Here is a 26,810-nt window from a genome sequence, read left to right as displayed (position 1 = left end):
TGTGTCGCTAGAATTAGTCAAATAACTTCCAGAACCAGCTTTTGTTTAATTCGGCTTCACATTTTTTAAGTTGACTCGCGTAGCGCAGAGAACGGGCATTTACCTTTTTTGCGACCTTAACTAACCAGGCTTTTTTATTGTACGAGCGCCTTTTATAGCCGCCCCAGCCTTCGTGATAATTAAGGTATTGGGCGTACGCGTCCCATTTGGAGATCCCATTAACTTTGTAGGTCTTCGAAATAAACCATCCCATAAAATCAATAGCATCATCAAAATCATCTCGATCTGCACCGCTATTTTTAGTTTCTCTAATATAATCAGACCAAGTGGGCGTTTTTGCTTGAGAGTAACCGTAAGCACTGCTGACTCTGCCCCATGGGATGAGTCCAAAAAATACATAATCTCTAGGTGGCAAGGCATCATGCCGGAATGAACTTTCTTGATACATCATCGCCATAGGTACGTGAATCGGCACTCCCCATTTTTCGTTCATCTCTTTTGCAGCGTCATACCAGTGGCTTTTTTCTTCAAAAATATTACAAAGATTGCTGATATTTTTTGGCGGAGTCGTGCTGCAGCCTACGAAAAATATAGAAAGGCTAGCAACTAAGAAAGTTTTTATGCAAAAACTAGAATTTTTTATGAACTTTCTCATTACTACTGACTCTATACCTATGTGTGTTTAAGTTATTGTGTGTTTTCCCTGATAGTAGTTTAATGCCTGACCTTGAGTCAGGCATTTTTTTGTCTTTCTTTTAGTAATTATTTAGCTAAATAATTACTTTGAGGAGCGGCAAAGTAATCTTTTAAAAACTCGTCAAAAGACAAGGTATCTTCTTCTTCTCTCTGTTTTTGTATTTTAATAGAGTCCTTCGCTTGCTGCGCAAAAGATGCTTCAGAATAAACTTTATAATCAGCGTTGAGTAATTCATCACGGTACTTCTGTGCCAATTCAACACCGAAAGTACCATTATCTTTGTTTTCGCTTAGTAACATCTCTAACAACTGGGCAGAGGGCGTTAATGATGGATCTGCGACCTTTTGTTTTTGTTGCTCAAATGCTTGTGAATAAAGAGTACAATCATTCGCCTCATCTAATACAGTGGCCACTTGTGCCATTTCGGCGAAAAGCTTCTCTGTCCATTGAGGGATAGACTTCAACTGAGTTTCATCACTTAATTTCAACTCTGGATCTCTACCATTTACGACAACCGCTTTTAGATTGCTTTCTGTTTCTGCATATTGCTCTTGGGTCATAAAGTCACTTGGCGCAATTAGGCAATAAGTTAAGAATACATCTAAGAAATAAAACTGTTCTTTGGAAATTCCAATATCACTGAACGGATTGACATCAAGGGCTCTAACTTCGATATAGTTAACCCCTCTTTTTGCAAGAGCATCAGTGGGTTTTTCTAATGGTAAAATGGGTTGTTTAGGACGAATAGGTGAATAAAGCTCATTCTCAATTTGCAGTACATTACTATTAAGTTGACGATATTCTTCACCTTTCTTACTTTCAAATTCAGCATACTTTTCCGACGGGGTATTGATCGCCTTGCGTACTGATGAAATATAGCTATCCATCTGGTTATAACAGATATTCAAACCCGACTGTTCAGAATTAGTATACCCTAAATCACTCATTCTTAGTGAGGTTGCATAGGGTAAGTACATAGTCCCTTTACCTAGATGTTGGAAGGGTAACTTAGTCTCTTTGCCACGAATAAATGAGCCGCAAATAGCTGGAGAAGCACCGAACAAGTACGGGATTAACCAACAAAACCGGCGGTAATTTCTGATCATGGCAAAATAGGCATCTGAGATGCTATGTTTGTCGGCTTTAGCGCCATCAAGGTTAGCTAACCATTGCTGCCAAAACTCTGTGGATAACGAAAAGTTAAAATGCACGCCCGCGATGGCTTGCATCATACTACCGTAACGGTTTTTCAATCCCACACGGTAAAGACTCTTCATTTTTGCCACATTCGAGCTACCGTAATTAGCAATGGGAATATTGTCTTCGCCATTTATAAAGCACGGCATACTCATGGGCCACAACCGCTCATCACCAATATTTTCGATTACGTACTTATGCACATCACGAAGTTGATCTATGGTCACATTGGGATCTGACTCAGGTGGAGTGATAAACTCCAACAGAGATTCAGAAAAATCGGTAGTGATAAAGTCGTGGGTTAAAGCCGCCCCTAATTTTTCATTATGAGGAGTTTTCGCTAGGCCACCATCGGCATTAATTCTAAGCGTTTCACGCTCAACACCGTGTTTAATTTGAGGCAAAGTAGCACGCACATCTGCGCGTTGAAGGATCGCTAAGCGATCAGCAAAAGACATTGAACTAGACGTCAAAATACATTCCTAATGAAAAATCGAATATTAAAGGTGGGGAAAAATATTTGATTTTCAAGCAAAAATCGCCAAATAAACAATAGATACATATCCCCTCCCCCTATATTAAGGTTTAAGCAAATAATAACAAATTTTATTCGGAAACGTTTATTTCAACAATTTCACGCGCTAATTCGGTTAATTGTGGTTTAACCTTTTGAGCATCAGCCACTACAATAACTTGCATACGGTTAATATCAAGCAAAGTACGGGCAAGCTCATTGAGTTCTTCTAAGCTTATATTTTTAATTATCTCACCTTGTTTTTCACGATATTCCCGCTCTAAATCATAGGTGAGCAGGTGATTCAAAAAGTTGGCTTTGCTAGATGGAGTTTCATAGCTCAGAGCATCCGCTTGGGTATAAGCACTGCGCATTGATAACAATTCACTTTCTGTCATTCCGGTTTGACTAAACTGCTGTATTTCAGTCAGAAACTCTTTGATGCTGTCCCCAGTATTTTCCTGTTTAACATCAGCCGAAGCTTGGAAACGTCCAAGGGTTTTACCGCCTACAAAACGACTTGATGCACCATAGGTGTAACCTTTATCTTCACGTAAATTGAGGTTTATTCGACTATTAAACATGCCGCCTAACGGATAATTCATCAACTTACTTTTAAATTGTTGACCACTAGGGTCGTAAGGCAATGCAAGCTCAACGATACGCACCACAGATTGCGCAGCACCGGGTTTATCCACTAAATAGATTTTAGCTTCTTTATGTTTTGGAAATGGCTGATATTCAGGTATTTGATAAGATTTACCCTGCCAATCAATGAGAAACTGAATGTCCTGACTAATTTGTTTCTGGTCGATATCGCCAACTATCACTAAATTGGCCATTGAAGGTGAATAATACTGTTGATAAAACGCCTTAACATCTTCTAGTTCAATGTTATTTAGGGTAGTCAAGTTGCCAGAATCAGGCAAGCTTATGCGGTTATTTTGACCGTATAACAAGGTATCTGTAGCGCGCGCAGCCAACACCGATGGATTTTTTAATTGTTGCTGCATCTGTTGCCCTAGGCTTTGTTTAATTCGATTAAAATCTTCCTGCAAAAATGCAGGATTAAACAATTTGGTTTTTAACAGCGCTAAGGTTTTATCTAAGTTATGAACTAAGGAATTTACCCGAATTTGCGTATATCGCCCTCCTGCATTGAAGCTAATTTGGCTTCCTAACAAGGCCAGCTCATTCGCCATTTGTTCGTTCGACATGGTTGTTGTTGATTCATTCATCATTTCGGCAGTGAAACTCGCCAGCCCCGCTTTTTCAATTGGGTCAAGTAATGGTCCCCCTTCTAAACTCAGTAGCAGAGTTACAGTGGGTGTTTCATCCGTGCTATGGGTAAGCATTTCAATCCCATTCTCAAAGTGAGTACGTTGGTATTCAGGCACTTTAACCGTGGGGTTGGGGCCAGCCTTTGGCATAATTGAACGGTCGAAATCATCAACTATCACTGGCGCTTTGACTTTTTGATTGACAGTGGTGGTAGTAAGATCGCGTTCTGGAAGCTCAAAATTCTGTGCTTTTGCCACCAATTCTGTTTGACCCGCTGGCACTATGCTCAATACAACTTTTGCCTTTCCTTTTATGTATTTGCGATAAACCCGCATAACATCTTCGGCGGTTACATCATTGTATCTGTTAAGATCGTATTGCACTAAGTCCGGTTTGCCATCGAAAGTTTCGTTTGCCGCTAAGGTTGATACTTTTCCGGAAACGCTTTGTAGGCCAAATATAGTCGAAGACTCAATACTAGCTTTAGTTCTAGCTAAATCATCTGCACTAACTCCGCGAGATTCAAACTCAAGCAAAGATTCTTCTATACGTCGTTGTAGATCTGATAATTTCGTAGACTTAGCAGGATTTGCCAAGGCAATGAGCTGAAACTCACAAGAAAGCTCTCTACACGGATGGGAAACCATTGCTTGCACAGCATGATTATCTTTCACTAGGTTTTTATAAAATAGTGAGGTTTTACCGCCTCCTAAAATATCCGATAGCACGTCTAAAGGCGCTTCATCGGGGTGTCTGACATACACCGTTGGATAAGTTAATTGAATAAGCGGTAAATAGACCTGATCTTCAATGGTTACGTAACGATCGCTTTCTAATGTCACCGCCAGCTTTTCTGGTGCATCCACTGTCGGTCCCTTAGGAATACTGCCAAAATATTTTTTGACCCAAGCTAAGGTTTTGTTTTTATCTATGTCACCGCCAATGGTTAACACGGCGTTGTTGGGTCCGTACCAGCGTTTAAAAAAAGCTTTTAAATCTTCGACAGTGACTCGGTCGAGATCTTCTACGTAACCAATGGTAGACCATGAATAAGGGTGACCAACGGGATATAAAGTTTCACCGTTACGCTCACTGCGCAAACCGTAAGGTTGATTGTCGTAACTCTGCCCTCGTTCATTCTTGACGGTTTCACGTTGGATTTCGAATTTTTCTTGGGTGACAGTGTCGAGTAGAAAACCCATACGGTCAGATTCTAACCACAGCACTTTTTCTAACTGATTGGCCGGCACTGTCTCGTAATAATTGGTCCTATCACTATTAGTTGACCCGTTCATTGAGCCGCCGGCTTCGGTAATGATCTTAAAGTGCTCATCATCTTCTACGTTTTTCGACCCTTGGAACATCATATGTTCAAAAAAGTGAGCAAAACCAGATTTCCCTACCTCTTCTCGGGCTGAACCAACATGATAAGTGACATCCACGTGCACCAATGGGTCGGAATGATCTTCATGCAAAACCACGGTCAAACCGTTGTCTAATTGATACTTGCTAAAGGGAATGGAAACTTCGCCGTCGCTTTTAGCTGAGTGTTGTTCAACTAGTTTTATGCCAGCGGGGAGATTATCGATTAAAACCTGTGGATTAGATTGATTTTCAGTGGAACACCCAGTGAGAAGTAACGCTGCGCTTCCCACTATCAAAAAGAGTCTCTTCACAATACTGCCTTTTATTAATATTCTATTCGAGAATTTTTAAGTAACCTTGTGTATTAAGTCTACCTTGATGGCACAAATAAAGTAATATGTTGTTAGAAAATGTGTCAGGTGAGTACGAAAATGAATACAGAAGAACAAATTATTGATTTAGATTTTGCGGTATCGCAGCTAAGTGGTAATCAATCATTACTGATTAAGTTACTCTTGAAGTTCAATGAGCAATACGAAAACTTAGAAAATGAGCTGGCTAATTTAAAACAATCTAACGATCTCAAGGCTTATAAAGAAGTCATTCACACCGTTAAAGGTGTTTCTGGCAACTTAGGACTTAATGCTTTACATATTTCCTCTAAGAATTTGGAAAGTTGTGTGATAAATCAAGCTGATATTGTTGAACACGAAGCGAATTTCCTAAATTTACTTAATACGACAATGAGTAAAATTAATAGTCTAGCCAACGATGACTTAACACCTCAAGAAGGTTCAGGTGTATCCCCTAAAACCAGTCGTGATGAATTAATTGAAATGTTGAAAAATAATGAATTTGTCACCCCAGATAAGCTAAATTCTTTGCTCGATGACTGTGCCATAGCAGAAAATGACAAACAACAAATAGTTAATGCGGTCGACGATTTGGATTACCCTGAAGCGTTGAATGTTATCAATAGAAGCGCTTAGTTAGTTATGGCTGCGAGTTGATGAAATCTATCCCAGTGGTGTTTGAAAATGATGATTTTGTCGTTATAAATAAACCTGAAGGTATAGCCGTTCAAAATGAACAGATACATTCTGGCATCTTGCCGCTTATTCAACAGCAATTGCAACTGGATAAGCTTTGGTTAGTTCATCGCTTAGATAAAGTCACTTCTGGTTTACTACTCTTAGCTAAAAACGTCAATGCAGCTAGTCGGTTAAGTCAGTATTTTGCTGAACGCAAAATTCAGAAATATTACTTGGCCATCAGCGATAAAAAACCAAAGAAAAAACAGGGTTCAGTCATCGGTGATATGCATAAAATACGTGATGGCAAGTGGGCCCTTAAAAAATCAGTTTTACAGCCAGCCGCTGGACAGTTTTTTAGTGCTGGGTTAGGTGATGGACAACGCCTATTTGTAATTAAACCTCATACAGGTAAAACCCACCAAATTAGAGTGATGTTGAAAAGCCTTAGCAGTCCAATAATAGGCGATAACAGTTATGGGGGCACACCATCGGATCGCACTTACCTTCATGCTTATGGATTAGCGTTCGAAGATGGTGGGCAACACATTCAGATCAACTGCATGCCAGAATCTGGTCAGCACTTTGCAATCTCAACAGATAACCCCAAAGTAGCCGCACTACTATCACCTTGGGATTTAGCCTGGCCGCAATTAAATATTAAAAAGTCGAATACATGATTGATCGCTATATTCGACACCCTTGGGGCGTAGTCTTAGGATTATCTATTTTCTTTATCTTTTCCATAGCTGCGGTGATCCCGGTAGAGTACATTCCCCTCGACACCCGTTACGATAAGATACAACACGCTAGCATTTTTTTACTATTAACCTGTTCAATTGCAGCAAGTTTACGCATTAATCATTGGATTATTGGTTTTGTGCTGAGCATATTTGCTGTGGCAAGTGAGTGTATTCAAAACGTAATTCCGTATAGAAGTGGCAGTTGGGAAGATCTGTATGCTGACTTTATCGGTATTGTGGTTGCGTGCCTGTTGCTTGAAATTTTCACCAGAATATATCGCGTGTTACGGAAGGCATGGTCATGTTAACAATTCTAGGTAACGGTGCAATCGGCAACCTATTGGCACTGCAATGCCAACACTTACAAATCGATTATCGTATTATAGCTCGCTCTGAGTCCCCTACTGAAATCCATTGCCAGTTTTCACAACAATCACCACAGCACCAAGCAACAGTTTTGCAACCGGTTTATCAACAAGTGACGGATTCAATTGATAGTGACCTGTTTATTTTGCCCCTTAAAGCCTATCAAATTATTCCCGCTATCCAACAATACAAGCCGCAACTTAACCCTAAGGTTCCTTTGGTTTTATTACATAATGGAATGGTGGATCATCAGCATGTTTTGCAGCTTGTACCGGACAATCCCATTATTATTGCAACCACCAGTTATGGCGCGTTTAAACACCAAGCAGATGGTGTAAATATTACCGGCATTGGCGCGACTCAAGGAGGCTGGCTGCGTAATAGCGAGGATAACCTCTACTTCCAAGGGCTGTTTGAAAGACTGCTACCACCTTGTAACTGGCATGAAGATATATTGCAGGTATTATGGCGTAAGTTGGCAGTAAATTCAGTGATAAACCCACTAACTGCGATTCATAACATTCCCAATGGGAAATTAGCCGAACCACAATATCGCAGCACAATTATGGCTGTCAGCGCGGAAATAGCGACTTTAATGAATCGTTTAGATTTGCCTGTTACCCAGAATGAACTAGTGAGCAATTGCATGGCAATAGTTGAAAAGACAGCAGCGAATTATTCGTCTATGCACCAAGATGTGCAGCATAAACGTCAAACAGAAATAGAAAACATTAGTGGTTATGTGGTGAGCCAAGGGGAAAAGTTATCGGTATCCACCCCAGCAAATAGCAGTTTACTTGAACAGATAAGAAAAATAGAGACTTATTACAAGTAAGAATAAGTCTCTATTTGACTAGAATGTGATTAGTTATTCCTGAGTGCCCTGAGGTCTCATGTGCGGGAATAAAATAACATCTTTTATGGTTGGACTATCAGTGAATAGCATCACCAAACGGTCGATACCAATACCTTCACCAGCAGTAGGAGGAAGACCATACTCAAGCGCCGTTATGTAATCTTCATCAAAGTGCATGGCTTCGTCGTCCCCAGCATCTTTTTCTTCTACTTGCTTTTTAAAGCGCGCAGCTTGATCTTCAGAGTCATTCAACTCCGAGAAACCATTGGCTAGTTCACGTCCACCCACGAAAAATTCGAATCTGTCGGTAACAAAGTGATTTTCATCATTACGACGGGCCAAAGGTGAAACTTCCCATGGGTAAGCCGTGATAAACGTAGGTTGGATTAATTTCTCTTCCGCAGTTGCTTCAAAGATTTCACACAAATATTTACCAGCGCCCCAGATACCATCAACTTCAGGCTCTTTAATTTTCAGCTGTTTAGCCATGGCTTTCAACTCATCCAAGTGATTTTCTGGATCTTTAATTGCCGCTTCATTGGCTTCAGGCCAGTATTTCAGAACTGCATCGTTCATAGTTAGGCGTTCGAATGGCTGACCAAAGTCATATTCAACTTCACTGATAACATTGCCTTCAATGTCTTTTTCAGTGCTTTTGATAATAGTGCTACCTAAAACATCCTGGGCCAATGTGCGCAGCATGTCTTCGGTTAAATTCATTAGGTCGTGATAATCAGCATAGGCCTGATAAAACTCAAGCATGGTGAATTCAGGGTTGTGACGAGTTGACAGACCTTCATTACGGAAGTTTCTGTTAATTTCAAACACTCGCTCAAAACCACCGACCACAAGACGCTTCAAATATAGCTCTGGAGCGATACGTAAATACATATCAATATCTAAGGCATTATGATGAGTAACAAAAGGTTTGGCCGTTGCACCGCCAGGAATAACCTGCAGCATAGGTGTCTCAACTTCCATGTAATTTCTTTGGGTTAAGAAATTACGGATACCGGTCACAATTTTACTGCGGATCATAAAGGTATCACGGGTTTGGGTATTGGTGATCAGATCCACATAACGCTGACGATACTTGGTTTCTTGATCTGCCAAGCCATGGAACTTCTCAGGTAACGGACGCAGAGATTTTGTGAGTAATTGATACTCATCCATGTTGACATACAAATCGCCTTTACCAGATTTATGCAACACACCCTTTACGCCGATGATGTCGCCAATATCCAAACTACCGTAACGGGCTTTAATATCTTTTTGGGTATCTTTTGCTGCGTATGATTGAATACGCCCAGTCATGTCTTGTAGCAACAAAAATGGACCACGTTTAGCCAGTATACGACCTGCGATACTAACCACTTTGCCTAACTCAGCAAGGACATCTTTTTCGTGCTCGCCAAATTCGTTTTGTAAATCCTGGCTATAAAATTCACGTCTAAATGAATTTGGAAAACCATTAGAGCTACACTCACTACGAATTTGCTCTAGTTTGCTGCGGCGTTCCGCAATTAGTTTATTTTCATCTTGCTGAATGTCAGTCATCGACTTTCCTGAAAGTGTTTAATCTGTAAAAAGACTCTATTTGTTAAAGACCAGACTTTAAGCTGGCCTGAATGAATTTATCTAAGTCGCCATCTAAAACGGCTTGGGTATTTCTGGTTTCAACACCCGTTCGTAAATCTTTAATCCGCGAATCGTCTAATACATAAGAACGAATTTGACTGCCCCAACCTATATCGGACTTACTGTCTTCCATGGCTTGTTTCTCGTCGTTCTGTTTTTGCATTTCGTATTCGTGTAATTTAGCTTTTAACTGTTTAAAAGCCTGATCTTTATTTTTATGCTGTGAACGGTCATTTTGACATTGCACCACAATATTTGTGGGTAAATGGGTAATCCGTACCGCTGAATCTGTGCGGTTTACGTGTTGCCCACCGGCTCCCGATGCGCGATATGTATCAATACGTAGATCAGCTGGGTTAATATCAATTTCGATATCGTCATTGATTTCTGGATAAACAAAAGCCGATGCAAATGACGTATGACGACGGTTACCTGAATCAAAGGGTGACTTTCTCACTAGTCGGTGCACCCCAGTTTCAGTGCGTAACCAACCAAATGCATACTCTCCTGCAAAGCGTATGGTAGCACTCTTGATCCCTGCTACATCACCATCAGAAACCTCAATTAGTTCTGGTTTAAAACCGTGGGCTTCGCCCCATCGCAAATACATACGCAAAATCATATTTGCCCAATCTTGGGCTTCGGTTCCGCCAGATCCCGATTGAATATCAAGATAACAATCATTGCTATCATTCGGCCCTGAAAACATACGACGAAATTCAAGCAACTCCAGTTGCTCAACCAACTGATCAAGTTCAGCTTGGGCTTCGTCAAAGGTTTCTTGATCTTCAGCTTCAACGGCCAATTCAATAAGGCCTTCTACATCTTCGGTACCTTGATCAAGTTTTTCAATAGTTTCAACAACTTGTTCTAAAGCTACTTTTTCTTTACCTAAAGCTTGGGCACGGGATGGCTCATTCCAAACTTCGGGATTTTCTAGTTCGCGGCTAACTTCTTCTAATCGTTCTTTTTTAAGATCGAAGTCAAAGATACCCCCGAAGCAATGCATTACGCTCTCTAACGTCTGCTAGCAAATTTTGTATAGGATTGATTTCAAACATAAATCTTATTTGAGTATTTTAAATTAGGGCGTGGATTCTACCGGATTTAGCGACGTTTGGACAGATAGCAAACAGGATAAAGGCAGTATTAATGATACTGCCTTTATTTGATCTAAGCACAATGGCTGGTTTTTCAGTTAGTCGCCAAATGTATCCCGCGATTTTAAAAATGTAGCATCCTCAGTTACATTTTCTCTAAGGTGCTGATACCTAACAAATCTAACCCTGATTTAATGGTTTTAGCCGTCAGTGCAGACATCGCAATTCGGCTGTTCTTTTGCTCGTCACTCACACCATCTTTAAATATAGGACAGGCTTCGTAGAAGGTCATGAAGCTGCTGGCCAATTCATAAAGATAGGTACATAACACGTGCGGTGTCGCTTCACTAACCAGTAAATTTAATGCTTCAACATACTGTAATAATTTCACCGCTAAAGCACGTTCTTGAGGGCTTTGTAACTCAATATTGGCAACAAATTGGGTAATATCACCAGCCCCATCTTTAAATATTTTATTGGCTCGCGTGTAAGCATATTGAATATAAGGGGCTGTATTGCCTTCAAAACTCAACATGGAGTCCCAATTAAAAATATAATCAGTGGTTCTATTTTTACTTAAATCTGCATATTTAACTGCGCTGATACCAATTTTTTCCGCGATTTCTTGGCGTTCTTGAACACTGAAATCAGATTTTCTGGCTGCCATTAATTTTTCAGCACGTTCAATCGCTTCATCCAATAAGTCAGCTAACTTTACAGTGCTGCCGCTGCGCGTTTTAAAGGGTTTTCCGTCTTGCCCTAACATCATCCCAAAAGGACAGTGTTCATAGGTTTGTTCAGGAGCAATGAAGCCCGCTTTACGCGCCACAATCTCAGTTTGTTTAAAGTGCAATGCTTGACGTGCATCGGTAAAGATTAAGGTTCTGTCAGCCCCTAATGTTTGACAGCGATAACGAATTGCAGCTTGATCTGTGGTTGAATATAAATAACCACCACCGGATTTTTGAATAATGTATACCGCAGGATCGCCATCTTTATTGGCTAACTCTTGGATGAATACAACTAACGCACCTTGATCTTCAACAGCAATGCCCTTTTCAATGAGTTCATCAACTGTCGGTTTTAAGTCGTCGTTGTAAGCACTCTCACCCATTATATCTTTGCGGGTAAGGGAAACATTTAGCTTGTTGTAAACTTCTTCACTGTGCTTAATTGAGATATCGATAAAATCTTTCCACAATGACAAGCAGTGGGCATCACCACCTTGCAGTTTCACCACATATTGACGTGCACGGTCGGCAAAACCTTCTTCTTCGTCAAACCTAACTTTAGCTTCACGATAAAAATCTTCTAAATCGGAAAGTGCGGTTTCCGCCACTTGGTTAGAGGCTATTTTGTCACTTAAGTGTGCCAACAACATGCCAAACTGCGTACCCCAGTCTCCCATGTGATTCTGACGAATAACATTATGCCCCATAAACTCAAGGGCCTTGACCACGGCATCGCCGATAATGGTGCTGCGCAAATGGCCTACATGCATTTCTTTGGCAAGGTTAGGTGAAGAATAGTCGACCACAACAGTTTGCGCTGGTTGTTTCTCTACTCCTAAACGCTCGTCAGCATAAGCTGTTTGTAACTGGCTAGCTAACCATTCAGGCTTTAGGTGAATATTGATAAAACCTGGACCGGCAATCTCTAACTTTTCTACGACGTCATCAAGCTCCACCGCTTCCACTATTTTCGTAGCGATATCTCTGGGCTTTTGCTTTAATAACTTTGCTAACGCCATAGCGCCATTGAATTGATATTCACCAAACTCTGGACGCGTGCTTTTGGCTAATGGCGCTGGCGCGTCTTCAGGTGCACCTATCGCTACTAATGCGGCTTTAAAACGGTCTAATAAGACAGTATGTAAATTCATAATTTAAGCTTAATTTCTTTATAATTTAATGAATATTAGTGTTCACGAGTAGTATGGAACTCTATATCCGGATAGCGTTCTTGGGATAAATTTAAGTTCACCATAGTGGGTGCGATGTAGGTCAGGTTATCACCACCATCGAGGGCTAAATTCACTTCAGCCTTACGTCTAAATTCATCTAATTTTTTCTCATCTTTACTGTAGACCCAGCGTGCGGTACTGACATTTACATGCTCATATAATGCATCCACATTGTACTCTGCTTTCAAACGAGCGACGACCACATCAAACTGCAATACACCCACAGCGCCAACAATCAAATCATTGTTCACTAAGGGTCTGAAAACCTGCACAGCCCCTTCTTCAGATAACTGTATTAAGCCTTTTTGCAGCTGTTTTTGTTTCAAAGGATCACGTAATCGAATACGTTTAAATAGTTCTGGTGCAAAATTCGGAATACCGGCAAAACGGAATTTATCCCCCCAAGTGAAGGTATCGCCAATTTGAATAGAACCGTGATTGTGTAAACCGATAATATCACCGGCATAGGCTTCTTCTAACAAAGCTCGATCTCCGGCTAAAAAGGTAAGCGCATCTGAAATACGCACATCTTTACCAATCCGAGTTTGGTGCATTTTCATGCCTTTTTCGTATTTACCTGACACGATACGGCAAAAAGCAATACGATCTCGATGTTTCGGATCCATATTGGCTTGAATTTTAAACACGAAGCCACTGAATTTATCTTGCTCAGATGACACTGGCCCATCATTAGATTCCCTACCCTGGGGTTTAGGAGCCCATTCCACCAACCCATCTAGCATGTGATCGACACCGAAGTTACCTAAAGCCGTACCAAAATAGACTGGAGTCAGTTCACCATCTAAAAACTCTTGCATATCAAATTCATGTGAAGCGCCTTTGACCAACTCTAGCATTTCACGGATTTCTTCAGCATAACTACCAATGGCTTCATCCAATTGAGGGTTATCTATACCTTTGATAATTCGCTCTTCTTGGATTGTGTGTCCCATGCCAGTTTGATAAAGAATGGTTTCATCTCTGAGTAAATGATAAACACCTTTAAATTCTTTACCCATACCAATTGGCCAGGTTATAGGTGCACACTTAATTTTCATTACATCTTCGATCTCATCTAAAAGATCAATAGGATCGCGAGTATCTCTATCTAGCTTATTCACAAAAGTAATGATTGGCGTATCTCGTAACCGAGTCACTTCCATCAGCTTAATGGTTCTAGCTTCCACCCCTTTGGCGGCATCAATAACCATCAAACAAGAATCCACGGCAGTCAATGTTCGATAAGTATCTTCAGAGAAGTCTTCATGTCCTGGTGTATCGAGTAGATTCACTAGGTGATCTTTATATGGAAATTGCATCACCGAGGTTGTCACAGAAATACCCCGTTCCTTTTCCATCTCCATCCAATCAGACTTAGCGTGCTGACCTGATTTTTTACCTTTTACAGTACCTGCTTTTTGCAACGCATTACCGAACAAAAGCACTTTTTCAGTGATAGTGGTTTTCCCCGCATCGGGGTGAGAGATGATAGCGAAAGTTCTTCGCTTATTGATTTCATTAAGAAAATCGGCGTTTGCCATGTATCTAAATTCCCGTTTTGTACAACTATTTGTACAAAAAAATAAAGTTAACTCTAAGCCCCGATGTTTCACTCAATAAAGAGCCCAAGCAGATTGCCACGGCCTACAGCCAGCAAAACCTCCCATCAAAGCATTGAAAAATTTGAGCGCTATTCTAGCAAAATAACTAAGTACTATAAATCAAACATTCAGTACTTCTTTTAGCTTTTCTAGCGCTAGCTTATGTTTGTCATCTGGCATTTTGGCCAGATTAATCTGTTTCCATTTAATGGCCGGAAGCTCACTTACATAATCAAGACCAAGCAACGCCCAATCCGGCTCACGGTTTTTAAACGACAGTAAAAAGCCTTTCTCACTATCGGTTAGCCCTTGGTGAATAAGCTCTACCAAACGCTCTCTCACGGCCACCAGCTCTTCAAGCGGTACGTCCGTCTCGGCCATATTTGTAAATTCACCTGCATAAATAGCCGCTATATCTTTAAATTGCGGCCTTAACAATTCGGCCATCGGCCGATTGTGACTTGAGAGATAGATTATTAGTGCTTTTCGTATCTCATCCGTCATACCTTCATTTTCCAAGAGCCACTTCACATCAAACAAGTCTCTTGGGTGCTGCCTATCCAGTGCGGCGCATATTTTGCCAGCATAAAGATCAGCCAAGGCCACCACAGGCACTTCTGCATAACCAAATTCATTTTCTACGGCGGCGCATACTTCCATCAATTGCGGATCGTAAACCGTGCCACGTAATACGGGCGATAACTCCACTTTAATCTGCACGCCATTACGGCCAACGATTAATCTCAGTGCATCGCGCTTTGATTTATAGGCTTCTGTAAGCTCTATATCTTTAAACGCGGCTTTTAAATCTGCTCTTATGGCATCTAATGCATCGCTGATTTCCTGCAATGCTGCATCACGGCCTTTCATGGGTAGATAAACCAAATCAATATCAACCGACAAACGCGGAAACTCTCTGACAAAGAGATTAATCGCCGTACCGCCTTTAAGCGCAAAGCACTCTTGCTTGGCGACAAAGGGCAAAACCTGCATCAATAACTGCACTTGCTTGTAATAAATACTGTTTCTATCTCTCATTTTCTAATCAGGGCTAGCTTTCGCTTTACATTACCAAATGTGACGGCACAGTGATTAAAAAATCTGTATCCAGTTTTCCGCTTTTGGCTACCACACGCTTACCAGAGCCTAAGTCATAGTCCTTGACGTTTAGCTTGCTAAACCAAGGATAGGATTGGCGTTTAGCCAACCAGAAAAACAAGCGCTTGGCCTTTACGCTCTTACAAGCTTTTAAAAGCGTATCGAGCTTTCTAGGCGATAGGTTCACAAGCCCCTGCATAAGCTCGTCAGAATGCTCAAAGGTCACAGTCTCTGGCAAATCCATCAATAATTCTAATATCGCCTTCTCAGGGCATGAGAAATATACAGGCGGTAATTCAGCCTCCCACTCATGCTCTTTGATAAAAGCTTTGTCTGATAACAGGCTTTCAGGCCATAACCTGCTTGTACTGTGCCCTTCAAACTCAAAAGGTAATGACAAACGCGCCATCCATGTCGGCAATTTACCTGCCGCATAGAGATGAATATGCGTTTTATTGCCCAATGACAAATACTGCGACAATCCAGACAAAGAAAGCGCTGATAACCCACCAACCACTACGGGCGTCATACCCTCCCCCTCGTCTTGCTCCATACGCTGCATAGAGGCAACTACGCCTTCCCAGCTCACAGAACGGGAGTACTGGCTATATACACCTGCTGCGAGTAACAACAAGGTTTCTGTTTTTACGGCATTATCTATGGCATGGGCGCTTAAGCCCTGCTTGGCCAGCCACTTTTTAGTGGCCAACATACCATAAGGTAAAAGCGCTTTAAGCGACTGCTTATATGCGCCTTTTACGCCATCGTCCTGTAAAGTTGTGCTATTCACTAAGCGCACTGACCTTTCTATGGTTTTTGGCTATCAAGCCCACTAAAACATCAAAACAGTTTATAACTTATACTATTCGCGGCGCTAATCGCCGTAAATATCAATAGACATAAACTAACATAATTCAAATAAGTTTACCAATGTTATTTTATCCGGCGTTAATCGCCGCATAAATAACAAAAAACAAACCAACAGGTTTAATAAAAAGCGTTTTTAGGTACTGAAAGTACCGAAAACCAGCCTTATTCAAACTTTTGGGGCGGAAGCCTGACGACAGCGGAGACAGTACAGCGAAGCATGAGCGGTATAGGCCGACAGGTCTCTTAAGCCCCAAAAGCGCGCAAGCGTTGCCCCTGCCCCAAAGGGCAAGGGCTCCTCGTGTTAATGGTTCCAGAATATATGAACTTCCCGTTTCCGGCTACCGTTGTAGTAATACCGCAACGAATATGTCACCTTACCCTTTGGAGATACGCGAGCGCATAGTCCATCACGATCAGCTTTAACAAGTTCTTTGGTTTTTGTTTTACCGTACTGCGCTTTTAACCAAGATTCAGTGAGTGCCATACCTTTTCCTCTAAGTTATTGAAAACCAAGAAAAGGTACAAAATTTATTTAAGCCCTTTGCACACAAGAATTTATACCCAAATTTGTACCCATTTCCAGTGATTCAGGGTGGCAAAAGTAGGCTTTGATGGTCAATATGACAACTCAAAGTGCTTAATAACATTTTGTTTTTATTAATATTTATGTCTTTAGGTGGCTTACGTTGTCTTACCGGTTCAAGTCGGGGTGCGAGATGATAGCAAAGGTGCGACGTTTATCGACTTCTTGCTGATATGACATGGGCCCTTCAATCTAGCTAAATAATTACAAAGAATTTTGGGCGCGAGTTGTATATGAGATAGGCGAAAAAGTCCCGCAGCTTATGAGCACTTTCAATTATTTTGACTAATTAGTCTAAATTTTACAAAAATAAAGTAAAAAAATGAAATTTTAGATTTACTGTTAGGTTTTTTTAGCTTATATTTTAAGCTGGTAAGTTTTTTACCGATTCTTATTTATATTGGAAATGTCGATGTCACGAAGAAAGAGGTTTAGCGGCGAGCAGTTGCGTTCTTTGAGAAAAGAAGCTGGTTATACTCAGGAAGAACTTGGTCTGAGAGTTGGGATCAGCAGAGAAACTGTATCAGCCATAGAAAATGACAAACCTGAAACCATGAATAGTATTGGTGTAGAGGTTATCAGTAAATGGTGGTCTGTTTGTCGTCAAAGGGCCTCTGAACAAACGAGAGAGTCATTTTTCTCAACCGTGATGGATTATTTCGGCTTTTCACAAAGCTGATGCTACTTTCTCACTATTTACCCAAATTGATTACAGCCCTCTTAGGAGGGCTTTTTATCTTTGCGGGTATGTATACTTTTGGCACCCCCCTTTTATTCGATAGATTATTTATCTGTATCCTAGTGTTTACTGCAATCGTATGCCGGAAAAATATCAATATCTTAGGGGTTGTTTTAATTTTGGTGCTTCAGCGATTAGTTGAAGAAACGGCCTGGTCTATCAGCGAACTAGAATTTACTGATTTAATCAAAGCATCTTTTTATCTCCTAAGCATCGCTGTTTACTGCAAGATCAAATACGACAAAGCTAGTAGACTCCTGTTGCTAAGTCTAATTATTTCAATATTTGCTGAATTTTATTGGATATTTTATCAAATAATCGCCCCTGAAATTTACTGGTATATTACTTTACAGTCATCTTATTTGTTTGCTCGCCATCTTTTTTTCATGCGTGTTGCTTACATGTCTGATTTATTGCCAAAGCAACAAGTCGAATCCGTAAACCTCGATTGGCAAATGTACAAACTCAATGCACTATTCGCCGCACTGCAAATGTTTATGATTATTGAATACATTATTCGAACTGTATTTGGCTATACAAAAGTAATGTTGATTTGGACTTCATATCCATACCTAGCTCAACTTTGCTATACCTACCTGATCTGGATAGTTTTCTACGAAAGCTATAAATTACTCATTCCCAAACTACTTCGCGCATAAATTACTGCAAAATTGTTTAAAAAAAACGCATACTGTTACACTGTGTGGATTTAAATCCACATTTGAGTTTGAACAATATGTAAGGAATACAATGAAGCACGAAAGCGTAATCAAACATATTCAGTTTGCGTTAGTCCTATCCACCACCCATGTGGTTAGTCGTGCACGCGCAAGTCTTAAACTAAAATCACTTTTTGCCGAAACAGATAAACCAAGGGTTTGTTACGGCAATGCCCCCAATATTTCAACTATTAAAACTCCATTAACTCATTACTTTATTTAAGGAAAGACCATGAAAAACAAAACTCTTATCAAAGCCGCTATGTTGACACTAGCCCTGACTACTTCTGTTGCTGCCACTCAAGCACATGCAGGCTCTAAACAAAAGCCACCCATTGGTACTGAAGAAACTAGCAGCTGGTATGGCAACATTCTTGATTTTTTCAGCTAAGTAAACACCACTAACCCATTAATAAAAGTAAGGAAATATTATGAAACACAACACTCTTATCAAAGCCGCTATGTTGACACTAGCCCTGACTACTTCTGTTGCTGCCACTCAAGCACATGCAGGCTCTAAACAAAAGCCACCCATTGGTACTGAAGAAACTAGTAGCTGGTATAGCATTTTTTGGAGCTTTTAAAGGCGTGATCTGATTTTTTAAAAAAATTAGTACAAACTTAAGACTACTTATTTAGGGATACTTTAAGTGAATGGTAATCCAATATTACTCACCTTAAGTATTAAAGTATAAATAAGTAACTTAATAGCGCGATCATTCCAACAAAGTAATACTCCGTTACTTTGAGGCTAAATTCGTTTCAGAAAGGTGCTATAGACATAACAAAAGCACCTTCTTCCCCCTTTAAATCCATTTTTTTGGATAAAATCATCTTAATCGGTAATTTATTTACCTATAAAAAACAAACAGTTATAAATTAAGGATGATTTTTTACACAATGTGGAATTCAATCCACAAAACCTTGCATACAATATGTTTAAAATTAAAGCAGACAATAAATATTTTAACGCCAATTCAAATATTGTTTGCTACATATATAACAATAAATGGAGTAGGAACCTTATGTATATAACGGGTAGTGATTTGCGTAAAATGCGTTTAGAGGCAGGTTTAACAACAGTTCAAATGGCTAAACTTGCAAATGTAAAAACCAGAAAGACTTATGAAAACTGGGAAAAGAATATTGGCAGTCCAAGTATGAATCAATTCATAGCCATGTGTACTGGATGTCAATTCAACTCTTCTACAATAGTTCAAATGGCTATGGAACGCTCTGATACAAGCCAGCAAATGAATTTAGAGAGTGCTGCTGTAAGGTAATTATTGCTTTATAGTTGCTTTCATAATCAGGCCGTTTTCACGGCCTGATTTAGTTGGGTAGTAATCTTTTCGAACTTTTACAAACTCGAAAGCACTTTTTGTATAAAGTGTTACGGCTGCTTGATTCGATTCTCTCACTTCCAGCCAAACCTCTTCACAATTAAATTGGTCACATTGCTGCATAAAATGATCTAGCAACTGCTGACCGAAGCCTTTACCTCGACATTCTTCCCTTACACCAAGATCCATTAAAGTTGCTTCACCTGCCACAGTGAGCCCAACGTAATAGCCAACAACTTGATTATCGATTATCAATTGAAACGCAAAATAAGGTTTACTTAGGCTATCCATAAAAACAGATTCTGACCATGGATTAAGATGACAAGATTGCTGTATACAAAATGCAGTTGAGTAATTGCTTTTATTTATCTCTTGAAGTGCCCTATCCATAACAACTCAAAACAACTGATGTAAAATTTGCCACAATTGTTTTTTGTCTTGGCTAGACGTAATTTGATCTGGGGCTGGAGCAGTTAACACCAAACCATTGATAGAGATTTTTTCACCGACCTGCCAGACTAATTTGAAATCAGCATAATCTTTTGGATCTGCGCTTTCTTCAAACATACAGTCTGTCATGCTTAAATCTGCAAACACGAGTATATCGGACAAAAGCTGACTTGTTTTGCACTCAGGCAAACACAAAAGCACATCATGATTTACAGATTTACGTGTAGTTTCAATTTTCTGTCTTAGCCTTTGCAATCCAGCCTGTTTTTGCTCTTGACTAAGCATTTGAGGCTCAACACTAGATACGTCGTTTTCATTAGGCCGCTTGCTTTCCAGATTAACTGGATCTTGATCGTTGGATTTTAATTGCCACGGCACAATTCCCATATGGGTAAGCATGGCAGATTGATATTTGCTTAATGGTTTCGAGGTAAGTTCGGTCATTCTTTAAGACTAACAGAAAAATTGGCAGGGGTGGAGAGATTCGAACTCCCAACCGTCGGTTTTGGAGACCGCTGTTCTACCAATTGGAACTACACCCCTGCAGAAGAAGCAGCATTATACTCATGGATAATAAAAGGTAAAGTAGTTTGCACAGCAATTTAGTAAAATTTATTCACTTTTCTTGAACTTAACTATTTCCATCGCCTAATAAAATGGTTTTTGCCGCTTCTTTCCACAAGTCATAAGTCAATTGTACAATAGGAAATTGTTTTTGGAACTGCTCGAATACAAGGTGTTCGCTTAATTCACAAAATTGAGCATAACTATACTGCAAGGTTATCATCTCATGATGATCCATATCATTTATTAGTGCACATGAGGCTAAATCAAAATAGCGATTACCTAAAGATGCGTACTCCCAATCAAACACGAAAGCGGGCTCATGAATAGCCACATGTTCCATGGCAAGATCGTTGTGGCAAAGTACTTGATCAGTTTTGTGCGTTTCAATCCAACTTGGTTTACATCCGTTTATCCTTTGCTGCCAATACTCTTCATCATCAACACTGGCCGCATGCAAATAAATTAGCCAGTCTTTGGGTAAGTCAATTGAGGTAGCCAACGTTGGTAGAGAATGGATTTCACTTAGTACTTTTGCCAATATTTGAATTTTGTCATTTTTTGGTTTGTTTACGTTTAATAAGGAAACATGCTCAATCCAATACTCAACTTGAAAATCATGGGCTTTGGATAGGTAAATCGGCTGTGAAGTTATTCCTAGTTCACTCAATTGCTGTTGTTGAATAAACAAGGCTTGCCTGTCTGTGGGGGTAATATGATTTAGTTCAAAGGTCTTTAGAAAATACACCGCCGATTGAGTAGTGAGGCGATAGCTTAAGTTCACCGCCCCACCCTTTACAGGTTCTAAAGACAAATGTTGTCCAAAAAGTTGACTCGCTAACAATTCATCAATGATTCGGGCCTTTTTCATTATATTATCTCTAATCTAGGAATGTCAGCATACGCTTGCTATGCAACCGACTCAAGTTAGGTTTTATAGGTAAACCTCTTTGCCCACGGAGTCAGCGAGGTAGTCTTTTCGCCACTTCAGATAACCGTAAATAGCTAAACCAAAATACCAAATAAACATAACACCCGTGAGTAGCAGCCCATTAATAAAGTACAAATAAGCAGCAAAAGAGTTAATAACAATCCAGAATAGCCAGTTTTCTAGCACCTTATTGGCCATTAAGTAAGTGGCATACACACTAAATACGGTTACCAATGCATCTAGATATAAGTCTGCTCCCTGCCACGATAATGTCACTAGATGTGGCAACGCTACCCCAACCATTACTAATAAAGAAACAATCCATAGGTGAACAAATAGCGGTTTAACCGAGACCTCTAGAGCTTTATCTTGATCTTTCTTTTGCCATTTTAGCCACCCATAAATTGCCATCATTAAATAGTACAGATTAAGAACACTATTAAAGGGTAAACTGACTTCCCAAAAGATATAGACATAAAGTGTTGTGCTAATTAATGCCGCTGGCCAGCATAGAATATTTTGTCGAGCTGCCAACCAAGGGTAAAGCAGTGAAAACATCACAGCCACTACCTCTAACATTGATTGTTGCTGAAACTGTTCCAACAGAACAGCATAAAGTTCGCCCATTAGTTAGATTCACCCATGGCATCACCATTTAGGAACTTGCAAACAAAAATAGCTTGGCCCACTTCCGTATAAGTCTTTTGCATTTCAGTATTCAAAATACCCATTAACTCCGTCATGTCTCCGCGCACTATGGTACTAGTGTCGCTAGTTGACGTAGTTAACTGGGGGTAACTGTTAAGACGATCAATAAAATCTTGAATCGGAGCTAAGTATTTTTGGTTAAGTGGGTATAACGAGATTTCGACTACGGATTTCATAATAAGCGTCCAATATAATTAATAACGTAAACTTGCAGTCAGTCCAAATTGGCGACCATCACCAAGCTGTAAGTAAGGTTCAGGTGTCGCATATTCGTCTCTTGGATCATTACTAAACCCGCCAAAACCACGAACATAGTGTTCACGGTCCAGTATATTTTTACCCCATACTGAAAACGTCCAGTCTTGCCAATCTAGACGCAGTTGGGCATTGACTAAGACCGTAAAAGGAGACTCCACATCATGTCCATCTGAAAAACGATAATTATCTTTTCCATCTGCTTCTATACGCACACTTAAATTTTGGGATATATAGCCTAACGCTGCTAGGTTAAATGAATTTTTTGGTGCTTGAGCTTGCCATTGTTTATCAATATAGGTGCCATCGGCTTGGGTGTAACCACCAAAATAAGCATCTAGGTATCCATAATTTGCACTAAGGTTGATGGAGTCCGATACTTGCCAATCAAGCTCCACTTCTACCCCTTTGTTTGTGCCTACGTCAGCATTACCAATAATATCGATAAAACTCGGTATTCCTTCTTCACTTATTTGTACGTCGTAATCGCTAACCTGTGTATCCTCTCTATCCATGTAGAAAAGCGCTACCCGCACAAAAAGTTGATCTTCGAATGCTTGCCCTTTTATACCAATTTCGTAGTTCCAATTATATTCAGGAGCAAATAAACGACTTTCCTCGGTGACTCTTTGATCAGGATTAAATCCGCCAGCTTTATACCCTCTAGACACACTCGAATACACAGAAGCTTGATTTATAGAATATTTAAGTACAACTTTACCGCCTACCATGGTGTCGGTTTGTTGCTCCACATACCCCTCATTATTGACATAATCCATTTTAAAACGGTCAGCTCTAAGGCCTAAGCTCAAACTTAGATTCTCGTTAAACTGAGTATCAGTTTGCCCGTAAATGCCTAGATTAATGGGGTCGTATTGGCTGCTAAAATCTTGTTCAGCATAGGTGTAATTTCTGCGGGTGTTTTCGTCAATATCTCGGCCGAAGAAGCCGACTAACCACTGTGTTGTGTTATCAAAAATCAAGCCCTTATCATTTGATACCACTCGCAAATCAACGCTGGTTAAGTCTCTTTCGCGAAAGTAGTAATCCGTTGAACTATATTCCCACGGGTGAAAGCCCACATAAGTCCAATCTTCGTCATAGCCATACACAGAATCAGATGTGGTGTGATTTAACGAACCAATTAGAGTGGATTGGGAAAACTCAATTTTCGCTTTCATACCAAACGCATGAGTTTCTTGGGTATCAACACCGGGTTCATCTGAACGGGTGATCCCGTCATTATCAAGTGAAAAAGCATCGTAGCCGTTATCAATATCAAAATACTGATAATTAAAATCTATTGTTGTATTTTCAGTCGCTAAATATTTCAACTTCAATCGAGCAGTTAATTCATCAAGATTATCGGTATCATCCCTATCAAGAAATTGATTATAGATAAAGCCGTCACTTTTAAACTGATTAATAGCAACACGATAAAACAGCTTATCGTTAATTTGATTTCCGTAAGCGGCACCAACATTCCAAGTACCTTGCTGAGCAACAGTAGCTAGAAATTTGGTTTGTTGCTGATCATCAGCTTCAGTGGTTTTTATTTTAATGGTTCCAGCCATACCTGCCGCGCCAAACTCAGTGGCTTGCGGTCCACGCAAGATTTCGACTTGTTCAACATCAAACAAAGTGCCTAAACCTGCAAACCCAGAAAAATCGAAATCATCAACCAGTAACCCCACTGATGGGTTATTTGGTTCAGAATACTGACTGCGCTCACCAATACCTCGGATTTGAATAAAGCGTCCTCTAGAAGCCCCACTACTAAAATTTATATTCGCGCCCATACCTAAAATATCTTCAAGATGAAATGCGTTACGTTTTTCGATGATATCTTCAGATATAACACTCACACTGGCGGTTACATTTTGAATATCGTTTTCTCTAAAATCAGACGTAACAGTAATCACTTCTAGACTTTCAGCAGACAAGGCTAATGAGGGGATAGCGCATAAAAAAGTAGTGTAAAGTACAGGAAATTTCAATTTCATTTGGATCTCTTCTAATTAATGAAAAGATCCGGTATTTCGGCAGTAAATGGAAAGCTTTAAAAAATTCTTGATGACCATTCCTACGCCGGTATTATCCGGATCAGGTATAAGGGTTTTCAACAGTTTGAATCTCAGCAACGAGCACCCCTTGGTGTAACAAGTTATTGTTTAACTTGAACAATCAGATGATAGCAAGGGCGCAATCGGATCTCCATGAATAAATGAGTGTTTTTTAGAATTCACCTGTTCCTATGCTACTTTAACCAAGAAGCCTCCCTTTTCGTCAGCCAATTTCAGAAACATGGGTTAACCAGTTGAATAGTCTAAACTTGTAAAAATACGCTGAAAGTAAGGGAAATTATTGAATATATGAATGACAGTTAATTCATACATTCAACTTGAATTTCTCACTTAGTGGTTCAATATAGATAATCGAAACCTTTCAGCTTCTTAACCTTATTTTGGATTTGAAAATGCAAAACTTTATCTACTACAATCCTACTAAAGTTGTTTTTGGAAAAGACACTATTAGTAAGTTATCTTCCTTATTACCCGACGCCAAAATCATGTTGATATACGGTGGAGGGAGCATCAAACATAACGGTATCTACCAACAGGTTGTTGAACAACTTGAGGGCCATAATTGGTGTGAGTTTTCAGGCATAGAGCCCAACCCTGAATATGAAACTTTGATGAAAGCCGCTTCAATGGTTAAAGCTGAAGGTGTGGATTTTATTCTTGCAGTTGGTGGCGGTTCAGTCATTGATGGGGCTAAGTTTGTTGCTGCAGCCACACATTACGAGGGAGATCCTTGGGACATTCTAGCCAAGGGGAAAAAAGTTAAACAGGCCACTGCCCTAGGATGCATTTTAACATTGCCAGCCACGGGTACAGAAACAAACACGGCCGCGGTAGTAACACGGCGACAGCACAACCTTAAATTGTCCTTTATGTCTGAACATGTCAGGCCTAAATTTGCGGTACTTGACCCAGAAGTGACCTATTCTTTACCACAACGGCAACTAGCTAATGGCGTAGTCGATGCCTTTGTTCATGTTATTGAGCAATATCTAACTTACCCTGTGAATGCCAGTGTTCAGGATCGCTTTGCGGAATCAATTTTAAGTAATCTAATTGATATTGGTCCACAAGTTCTCAATTCAAAAGAGTATGATTTACGAGCCAATCTGATGTGGAATGCTACACAAGCATTGAGTGGCTTAATTGGTGTAGGTGTTCCTCAAGATTGGTCTACTCATATGATAGGACATGAATTAACTGCACTCCATAACTTGGATCACGCAGTTACATTGGCAATTATTTTACCCAGAGTGATGCAATATCAACGAGAGCACAAACGAGAAAAGTTGCTTCAGTACGCCGAACGTGTTTGGGGGTTAAGTCGCTATGACGAAGAAGGTGCAATTAATTTAGTAATTGAAAAAACTGAACAATTCTTCCGTGATATGGGAATAAAAACGACACTTTCTGAATATAATATTGACTCAGATGTGGCTGATAAGGTTGCTTCAAGGCTCGAAAAAGCGGGTATGACAAAAATTGGGGAGAGACAAAACATCACCCCTGAAGACGTTAAAAATATAGTAAGTGCAAGCGTATAAATCAAAACATGCCGCTTACGTTGAATTAAAATCTCATCGTTAGCGGCATTGAACCAACTCATTATTGTAATTTCGATTAAATGAAAAGGAATTAATCGTTTAAATTTAATGATCTCAATTCTTGTTTCGTTTGTTCTTCCAGCTCTTTCATCGATTTGCCATGGGGGATTGGCTCTCTGGTTGCTGGATCTAAACTTACAAAAACAATATCATCTGCCATGCAGATGGTTTTTTTAGTGGCTTTGTTTCGAACCATACAAGAAATGGTAATGGAGGTACGTCCCACTTTTTTAGTCGCTAAGCCAAACTCCACAACATCACCTTTCAAAGCCGGTGATTCAAAAGTAATTTCACCAATATGTTTTGTTACCAAAACATTGGTTTCTAACTGACAAATTGCGTAAATAGCCGCTTCTTCGTCAATCCACTCTAAAGCACGCCCACCAAACAAAGAGTCCGCATAATTTAAATCTCCAGGCATCACTAATCTTCGCGTTAGAAAGCGCATTCGTATTCCTCAATTTTATTCAATACACTAGGGGAAATAAACTATATCAAGAATTTAACTAAAAA

General features: G+C 40.0%; 27 protein-coding genes, 1 tRNA gene and 1 riboswitch. Of the genes, 11 read left to right on the top strand and 17 right to left on the bottom strand.

Annotation, left to right across the window (positions count from 1 at the left end):
- Positions 1-13 precede the first annotated feature (13 nt).
- From AB6T38_RS01340 to AB6T38_RS01330, 3 genes are all read right to left on the bottom strand, one after another.
- The gene (locus tag AB6T38_RS01340; RefSeq protein ID WP_372545490.1) at positions 14-655 is read right to left on the bottom strand and encodes a hypothetical protein; all 642 of its coding nucleotides are present in this window, start codon (positions 653-655) and stop codon (positions 14-16) included.
- 107 nt (positions 656-762) lie between these two features.
- Positions 763-2,367: a glutamate--cysteine ligase gene (gene gshA / locus AB6T38_RS01335; RefSeq protein ID WP_372545489.1), complete on the bottom strand. Its 1,605-nt coding sequence runs from the start codon at positions 2,365-2,367 to the stop codon at positions 763-765.
- Positions 2,368-2,500: 133 nt separating this feature from the next.
- Positions 2,501-5,368 (bottom strand): M16 family metallopeptidase, encoded by a 2,868-nt coding sequence (locus AB6T38_RS01330; RefSeq protein WP_372546031.1) that lies wholly within the window; start codon positions 5,366-5,368, stop codon positions 2,501-2,503.
- A gap of 117 nt (positions 5,369-5,485) precedes the next feature.
- Here AB6T38_RS01330 and AB6T38_RS01325 point away from each other — a divergent pair, with 117 nt between their 5' ends.
- From AB6T38_RS01325 to AB6T38_RS01310, 4 genes are read left to right on the top strand one after another with little or no spacing between them, the layout of a single operon-like run.
- On the top strand, positions 5,486-6,043 hold the full coding sequence (locus AB6T38_RS01325) for an Hpt domain-containing protein (protein WP_372545488.1): 558 nt from the start codon (positions 5,486-5,488) through the stop codon (positions 6,041-6,043).
- A gap of 20 nt (positions 6,044-6,063) precedes the next feature.
- Positions 6,064-6,765 carry a TIGR01621 family pseudouridine synthase gene (locus AB6T38_RS01320; protein WP_372545487.1) on the top strand — a complete coding sequence of 234 codons (702 nt, stop codon included), beginning with the start codon at positions 6,064-6,066 and terminating at the stop codon, positions 6,763-6,765.
- Complete coding sequence (locus tag AB6T38_RS01315; protein WP_372545486.1) at positions 6,762-7,136, top strand: VanZ family protein; 375 nt, start codon at positions 6,762-6,764, stop codon at positions 7,134-7,136. The genes AB6T38_RS01320 and AB6T38_RS01315 overlap by 4 nt, the downstream gene beginning before the upstream one ends.
- A complete protein-coding gene (locus tag AB6T38_RS01310; RefSeq protein ID WP_372545485.1) occupies positions 7,130-8,029 on the top strand; it encodes a ketopantoate reductase family protein in 900 nt (299 codons plus the stop codon). The genes AB6T38_RS01315 and AB6T38_RS01310 overlap by 7 nt, the downstream gene beginning before the upstream one ends.
- Positions 8,030-8,062: 33 nt before the next feature.
- On the opposite strand, the gene lysS is transcribed toward AB6T38_RS01310, so the two are convergent.
- From lysS to AB6T38_RS01280, 6 genes are all read right to left on the bottom strand, one after another.
- The gene (gene lysS / locus AB6T38_RS01305; RefSeq protein WP_372545484.1) at positions 8,063-9,607 is read right to left on the bottom strand and encodes a lysine--tRNA ligase; all 1,545 of its coding nucleotides are present in this window, start codon (positions 9,605-9,607) and stop codon (positions 8,063-8,065) included.
- Between the two features lie 43 nt (positions 9,608-9,650).
- Positions 9,651-10,749, bottom strand: a protein-coding gene (prfB, locus tag AB6T38_RS01300) for a peptide chain release factor 2 (RefSeq protein WP_348490241.1) whose coding sequence is annotated in 2 segments (ribosomal slippage) — positions 9,651-10,673 and positions 10,675-10,749 — 1,098 coding nt in all. Because the reading frame shifts where the segments join, the coding sequence is not laid out codon by codon here.
- A gap of 184 nt (positions 10,750-10,933) precedes the next feature.
- Positions 10,934-12,670 carry an arginine--tRNA ligase gene (gene argS / locus AB6T38_RS01295; protein ID WP_372545483.1) on the bottom strand — a complete coding sequence of 579 codons (1,737 nt, stop codon included), beginning with the start codon at positions 12,668-12,670 and terminating at the stop codon, positions 10,934-10,936.
- A gap of 35 nt (positions 12,671-12,705) precedes the next feature.
- Positions 12,706-14,292, bottom strand: a complete 1,587-nt coding sequence (gene prfC, locus AB6T38_RS01290) for a peptide chain release factor 3 (RefSeq protein WP_372545482.1) — start codon at positions 14,290-14,292, stop codon at positions 12,706-12,708.
- Between the two features lie 180 nt (positions 14,293-14,472).
- Positions 14,473-15,390, bottom strand: a complete 918-nt coding sequence (locus tag AB6T38_RS01285) for a nucleotidyl transferase AbiEii/AbiGii toxin family protein (RefSeq protein WP_372545481.1) — start codon at positions 15,388-15,390, stop codon at positions 14,473-14,475.
- A 25-nt stretch (positions 15,391-15,415) separates the two neighbouring features.
- Positions 15,416-16,240, bottom strand: a complete 825-nt coding sequence (locus AB6T38_RS01280; protein ID WP_372545480.1) for a type IV toxin-antitoxin system AbiEi family antitoxin domain-containing protein — start codon at positions 16,238-16,240, stop codon at positions 15,416-15,418.
- 1,075 nt (positions 16,241-17,315) lie between these two features.
- Between AB6T38_RS01280 and AB6T38_RS01275 the strand changes: the two genes are divergently transcribed.
- From AB6T38_RS01275 to AB6T38_RS01250, 6 genes are all read left to right on the top strand, one after another.
- Positions 17,316-17,582 (top strand): helix-turn-helix transcriptional regulator, encoded by a 267-nt coding sequence (locus AB6T38_RS01275; protein ID WP_372545479.1) that lies wholly within the window; start codon positions 17,316-17,318, stop codon positions 17,580-17,582.
- Positions 17,582-18,301, top strand: a complete 720-nt coding sequence (locus AB6T38_RS01270) for a hypothetical protein (protein WP_372545478.1) — start codon at positions 17,582-17,584, stop codon at positions 18,299-18,301. Before AB6T38_RS01275 ends, AB6T38_RS01270 begins: the two co-directional genes overlap by 1 nt.
- A gap of 91 nt (positions 18,302-18,392) precedes the next feature.
- A complete protein-coding gene (locus AB6T38_RS01265; protein WP_372545476.1) occupies positions 18,393-18,584 on the top strand; it encodes a hypothetical protein in 192 nt (63 codons plus the stop codon).
- A gap of 9 nt (positions 18,585-18,593) precedes the next feature.
- Entirely contained in the window at positions 18,594-18,752 is a 159-nt protein-coding gene (locus tag AB6T38_RS01260) for a hypothetical protein (RefSeq protein ID WP_372545475.1), read from the top strand.
- A gap of 40 nt (positions 18,753-18,792) precedes the next feature.
- On the top strand, positions 18,793-18,945 hold the full coding sequence (locus AB6T38_RS01255) for a hypothetical protein (protein ID WP_372545473.1): 153 nt from the start codon (positions 18,793-18,795) through the stop codon (positions 18,943-18,945).
- A gap of 351 nt (positions 18,946-19,296) precedes the next feature.
- Positions 19,297-19,644, top strand: a complete 348-nt coding sequence (locus tag AB6T38_RS01250; RefSeq protein WP_372545472.1) for a helix-turn-helix transcriptional regulator — start codon at positions 19,297-19,299, stop codon at positions 19,642-19,644.
- Here AB6T38_RS01250 and rimI read toward each other — a convergent pair whose 3' ends face one another.
- From rimI to AB6T38_RS01215, 7 genes are all read right to left on the bottom strand, one after another.
- On the bottom strand, positions 19,645-20,094 hold the full coding sequence (gene rimI / locus AB6T38_RS01245) for a ribosomal protein S18-alanine N-acetyltransferase (protein WP_372545470.1): 450 nt from the start codon (positions 20,092-20,094) through the stop codon (positions 19,645-19,647). It lies immediately after the preceding gene.
- 6 nt (positions 20,095-20,100) lie between these two features.
- On the bottom strand, positions 20,101-20,598 hold the full coding sequence (locus tag AB6T38_RS01240) for a hypothetical protein (protein WP_372545469.1): 498 nt from the start codon (positions 20,596-20,598) through the stop codon (positions 20,101-20,103).
- A gap of 22 nt (positions 20,599-20,620) precedes the next feature.
- A tRNA-Trp gene (locus AB6T38_RS01235) sits at positions 20,621-20,697 on the bottom strand.
- Positions 20,698-20,785: 88 nt separating this feature from the next.
- Positions 20,786-21,589: a phosphotransferase gene (locus tag AB6T38_RS01230; protein WP_372545467.1), complete on the bottom strand. Its 804-nt coding sequence runs from the start codon at positions 21,587-21,589 to the stop codon at positions 20,786-20,788.
- Positions 21,590-21,652: 63 nt separating this feature from the next.
- Positions 21,653-22,276 carry a nicotinamide riboside transporter PnuC gene (gene pnuC, locus AB6T38_RS01225; protein ID WP_372545466.1) on the bottom strand — a complete coding sequence of 208 codons (624 nt, stop codon included), beginning with the start codon at positions 22,274-22,276 and terminating at the stop codon, positions 21,653-21,655.
- Entirely contained in the window at positions 22,276-22,533 is a 258-nt protein-coding gene (locus tag AB6T38_RS01220) for a YkoF family thiamine/hydroxymethylpyrimidine-binding protein (RefSeq protein WP_372545465.1), read from the bottom strand. Before AB6T38_RS01220 ends, pnuC begins: the two co-directional genes overlap by 1 nt.
- Before the next feature lie 18 nt (positions 22,534-22,551).
- A complete protein-coding gene (locus tag AB6T38_RS01215; protein ID WP_372545464.1) occupies positions 22,552-24,615 on the bottom strand; it encodes a TonB-dependent receptor in 2,064 nt (687 codons plus the stop codon).
- A 60-nt stretch (positions 24,616-24,675) separates the two neighbouring features.
- A riboswitch (TPP riboswitch) is annotated at positions 24,676-24,774 on the bottom strand.
- Positions 24,775-25,088: 314 nt separating this feature from the next.
- Between AB6T38_RS01215 and AB6T38_RS01210 the strand changes: the two genes are divergently transcribed.
- The gene (locus tag AB6T38_RS01210) at positions 25,089-26,237 is read left to right on the top strand and encodes an iron-containing alcohol dehydrogenase (RefSeq protein ID WP_372545462.1); all 1,149 of its coding nucleotides are present in this window, start codon (positions 25,089-25,091) and stop codon (positions 26,235-26,237) included.
- Between the two features lie 91 nt (positions 26,238-26,328).
- On the opposite strand, the gene AB6T38_RS01205 is transcribed toward AB6T38_RS01210, so the two are convergent.
- The gene (locus tag AB6T38_RS01205; RefSeq protein ID WP_372545460.1) at positions 26,329-26,745 is read right to left on the bottom strand and encodes an acyl-CoA thioesterase; all 417 of its coding nucleotides are present in this window, start codon (positions 26,743-26,745) and stop codon (positions 26,329-26,331) included.
- Between the last annotated feature and the right edge of the window lie 65 nt (positions 26,746-26,810).

The organism is Aliiglaciecola sp. SL4, from assembly GCF_041538045.1.
Classification (GTDB): Bacteria; Pseudomonadota; Gammaproteobacteria; order Enterobacterales; family Alteromonadaceae; genus Aliiglaciecola.
This window is presented reverse-complemented; position numbering and strand designations above follow the sequence as displayed.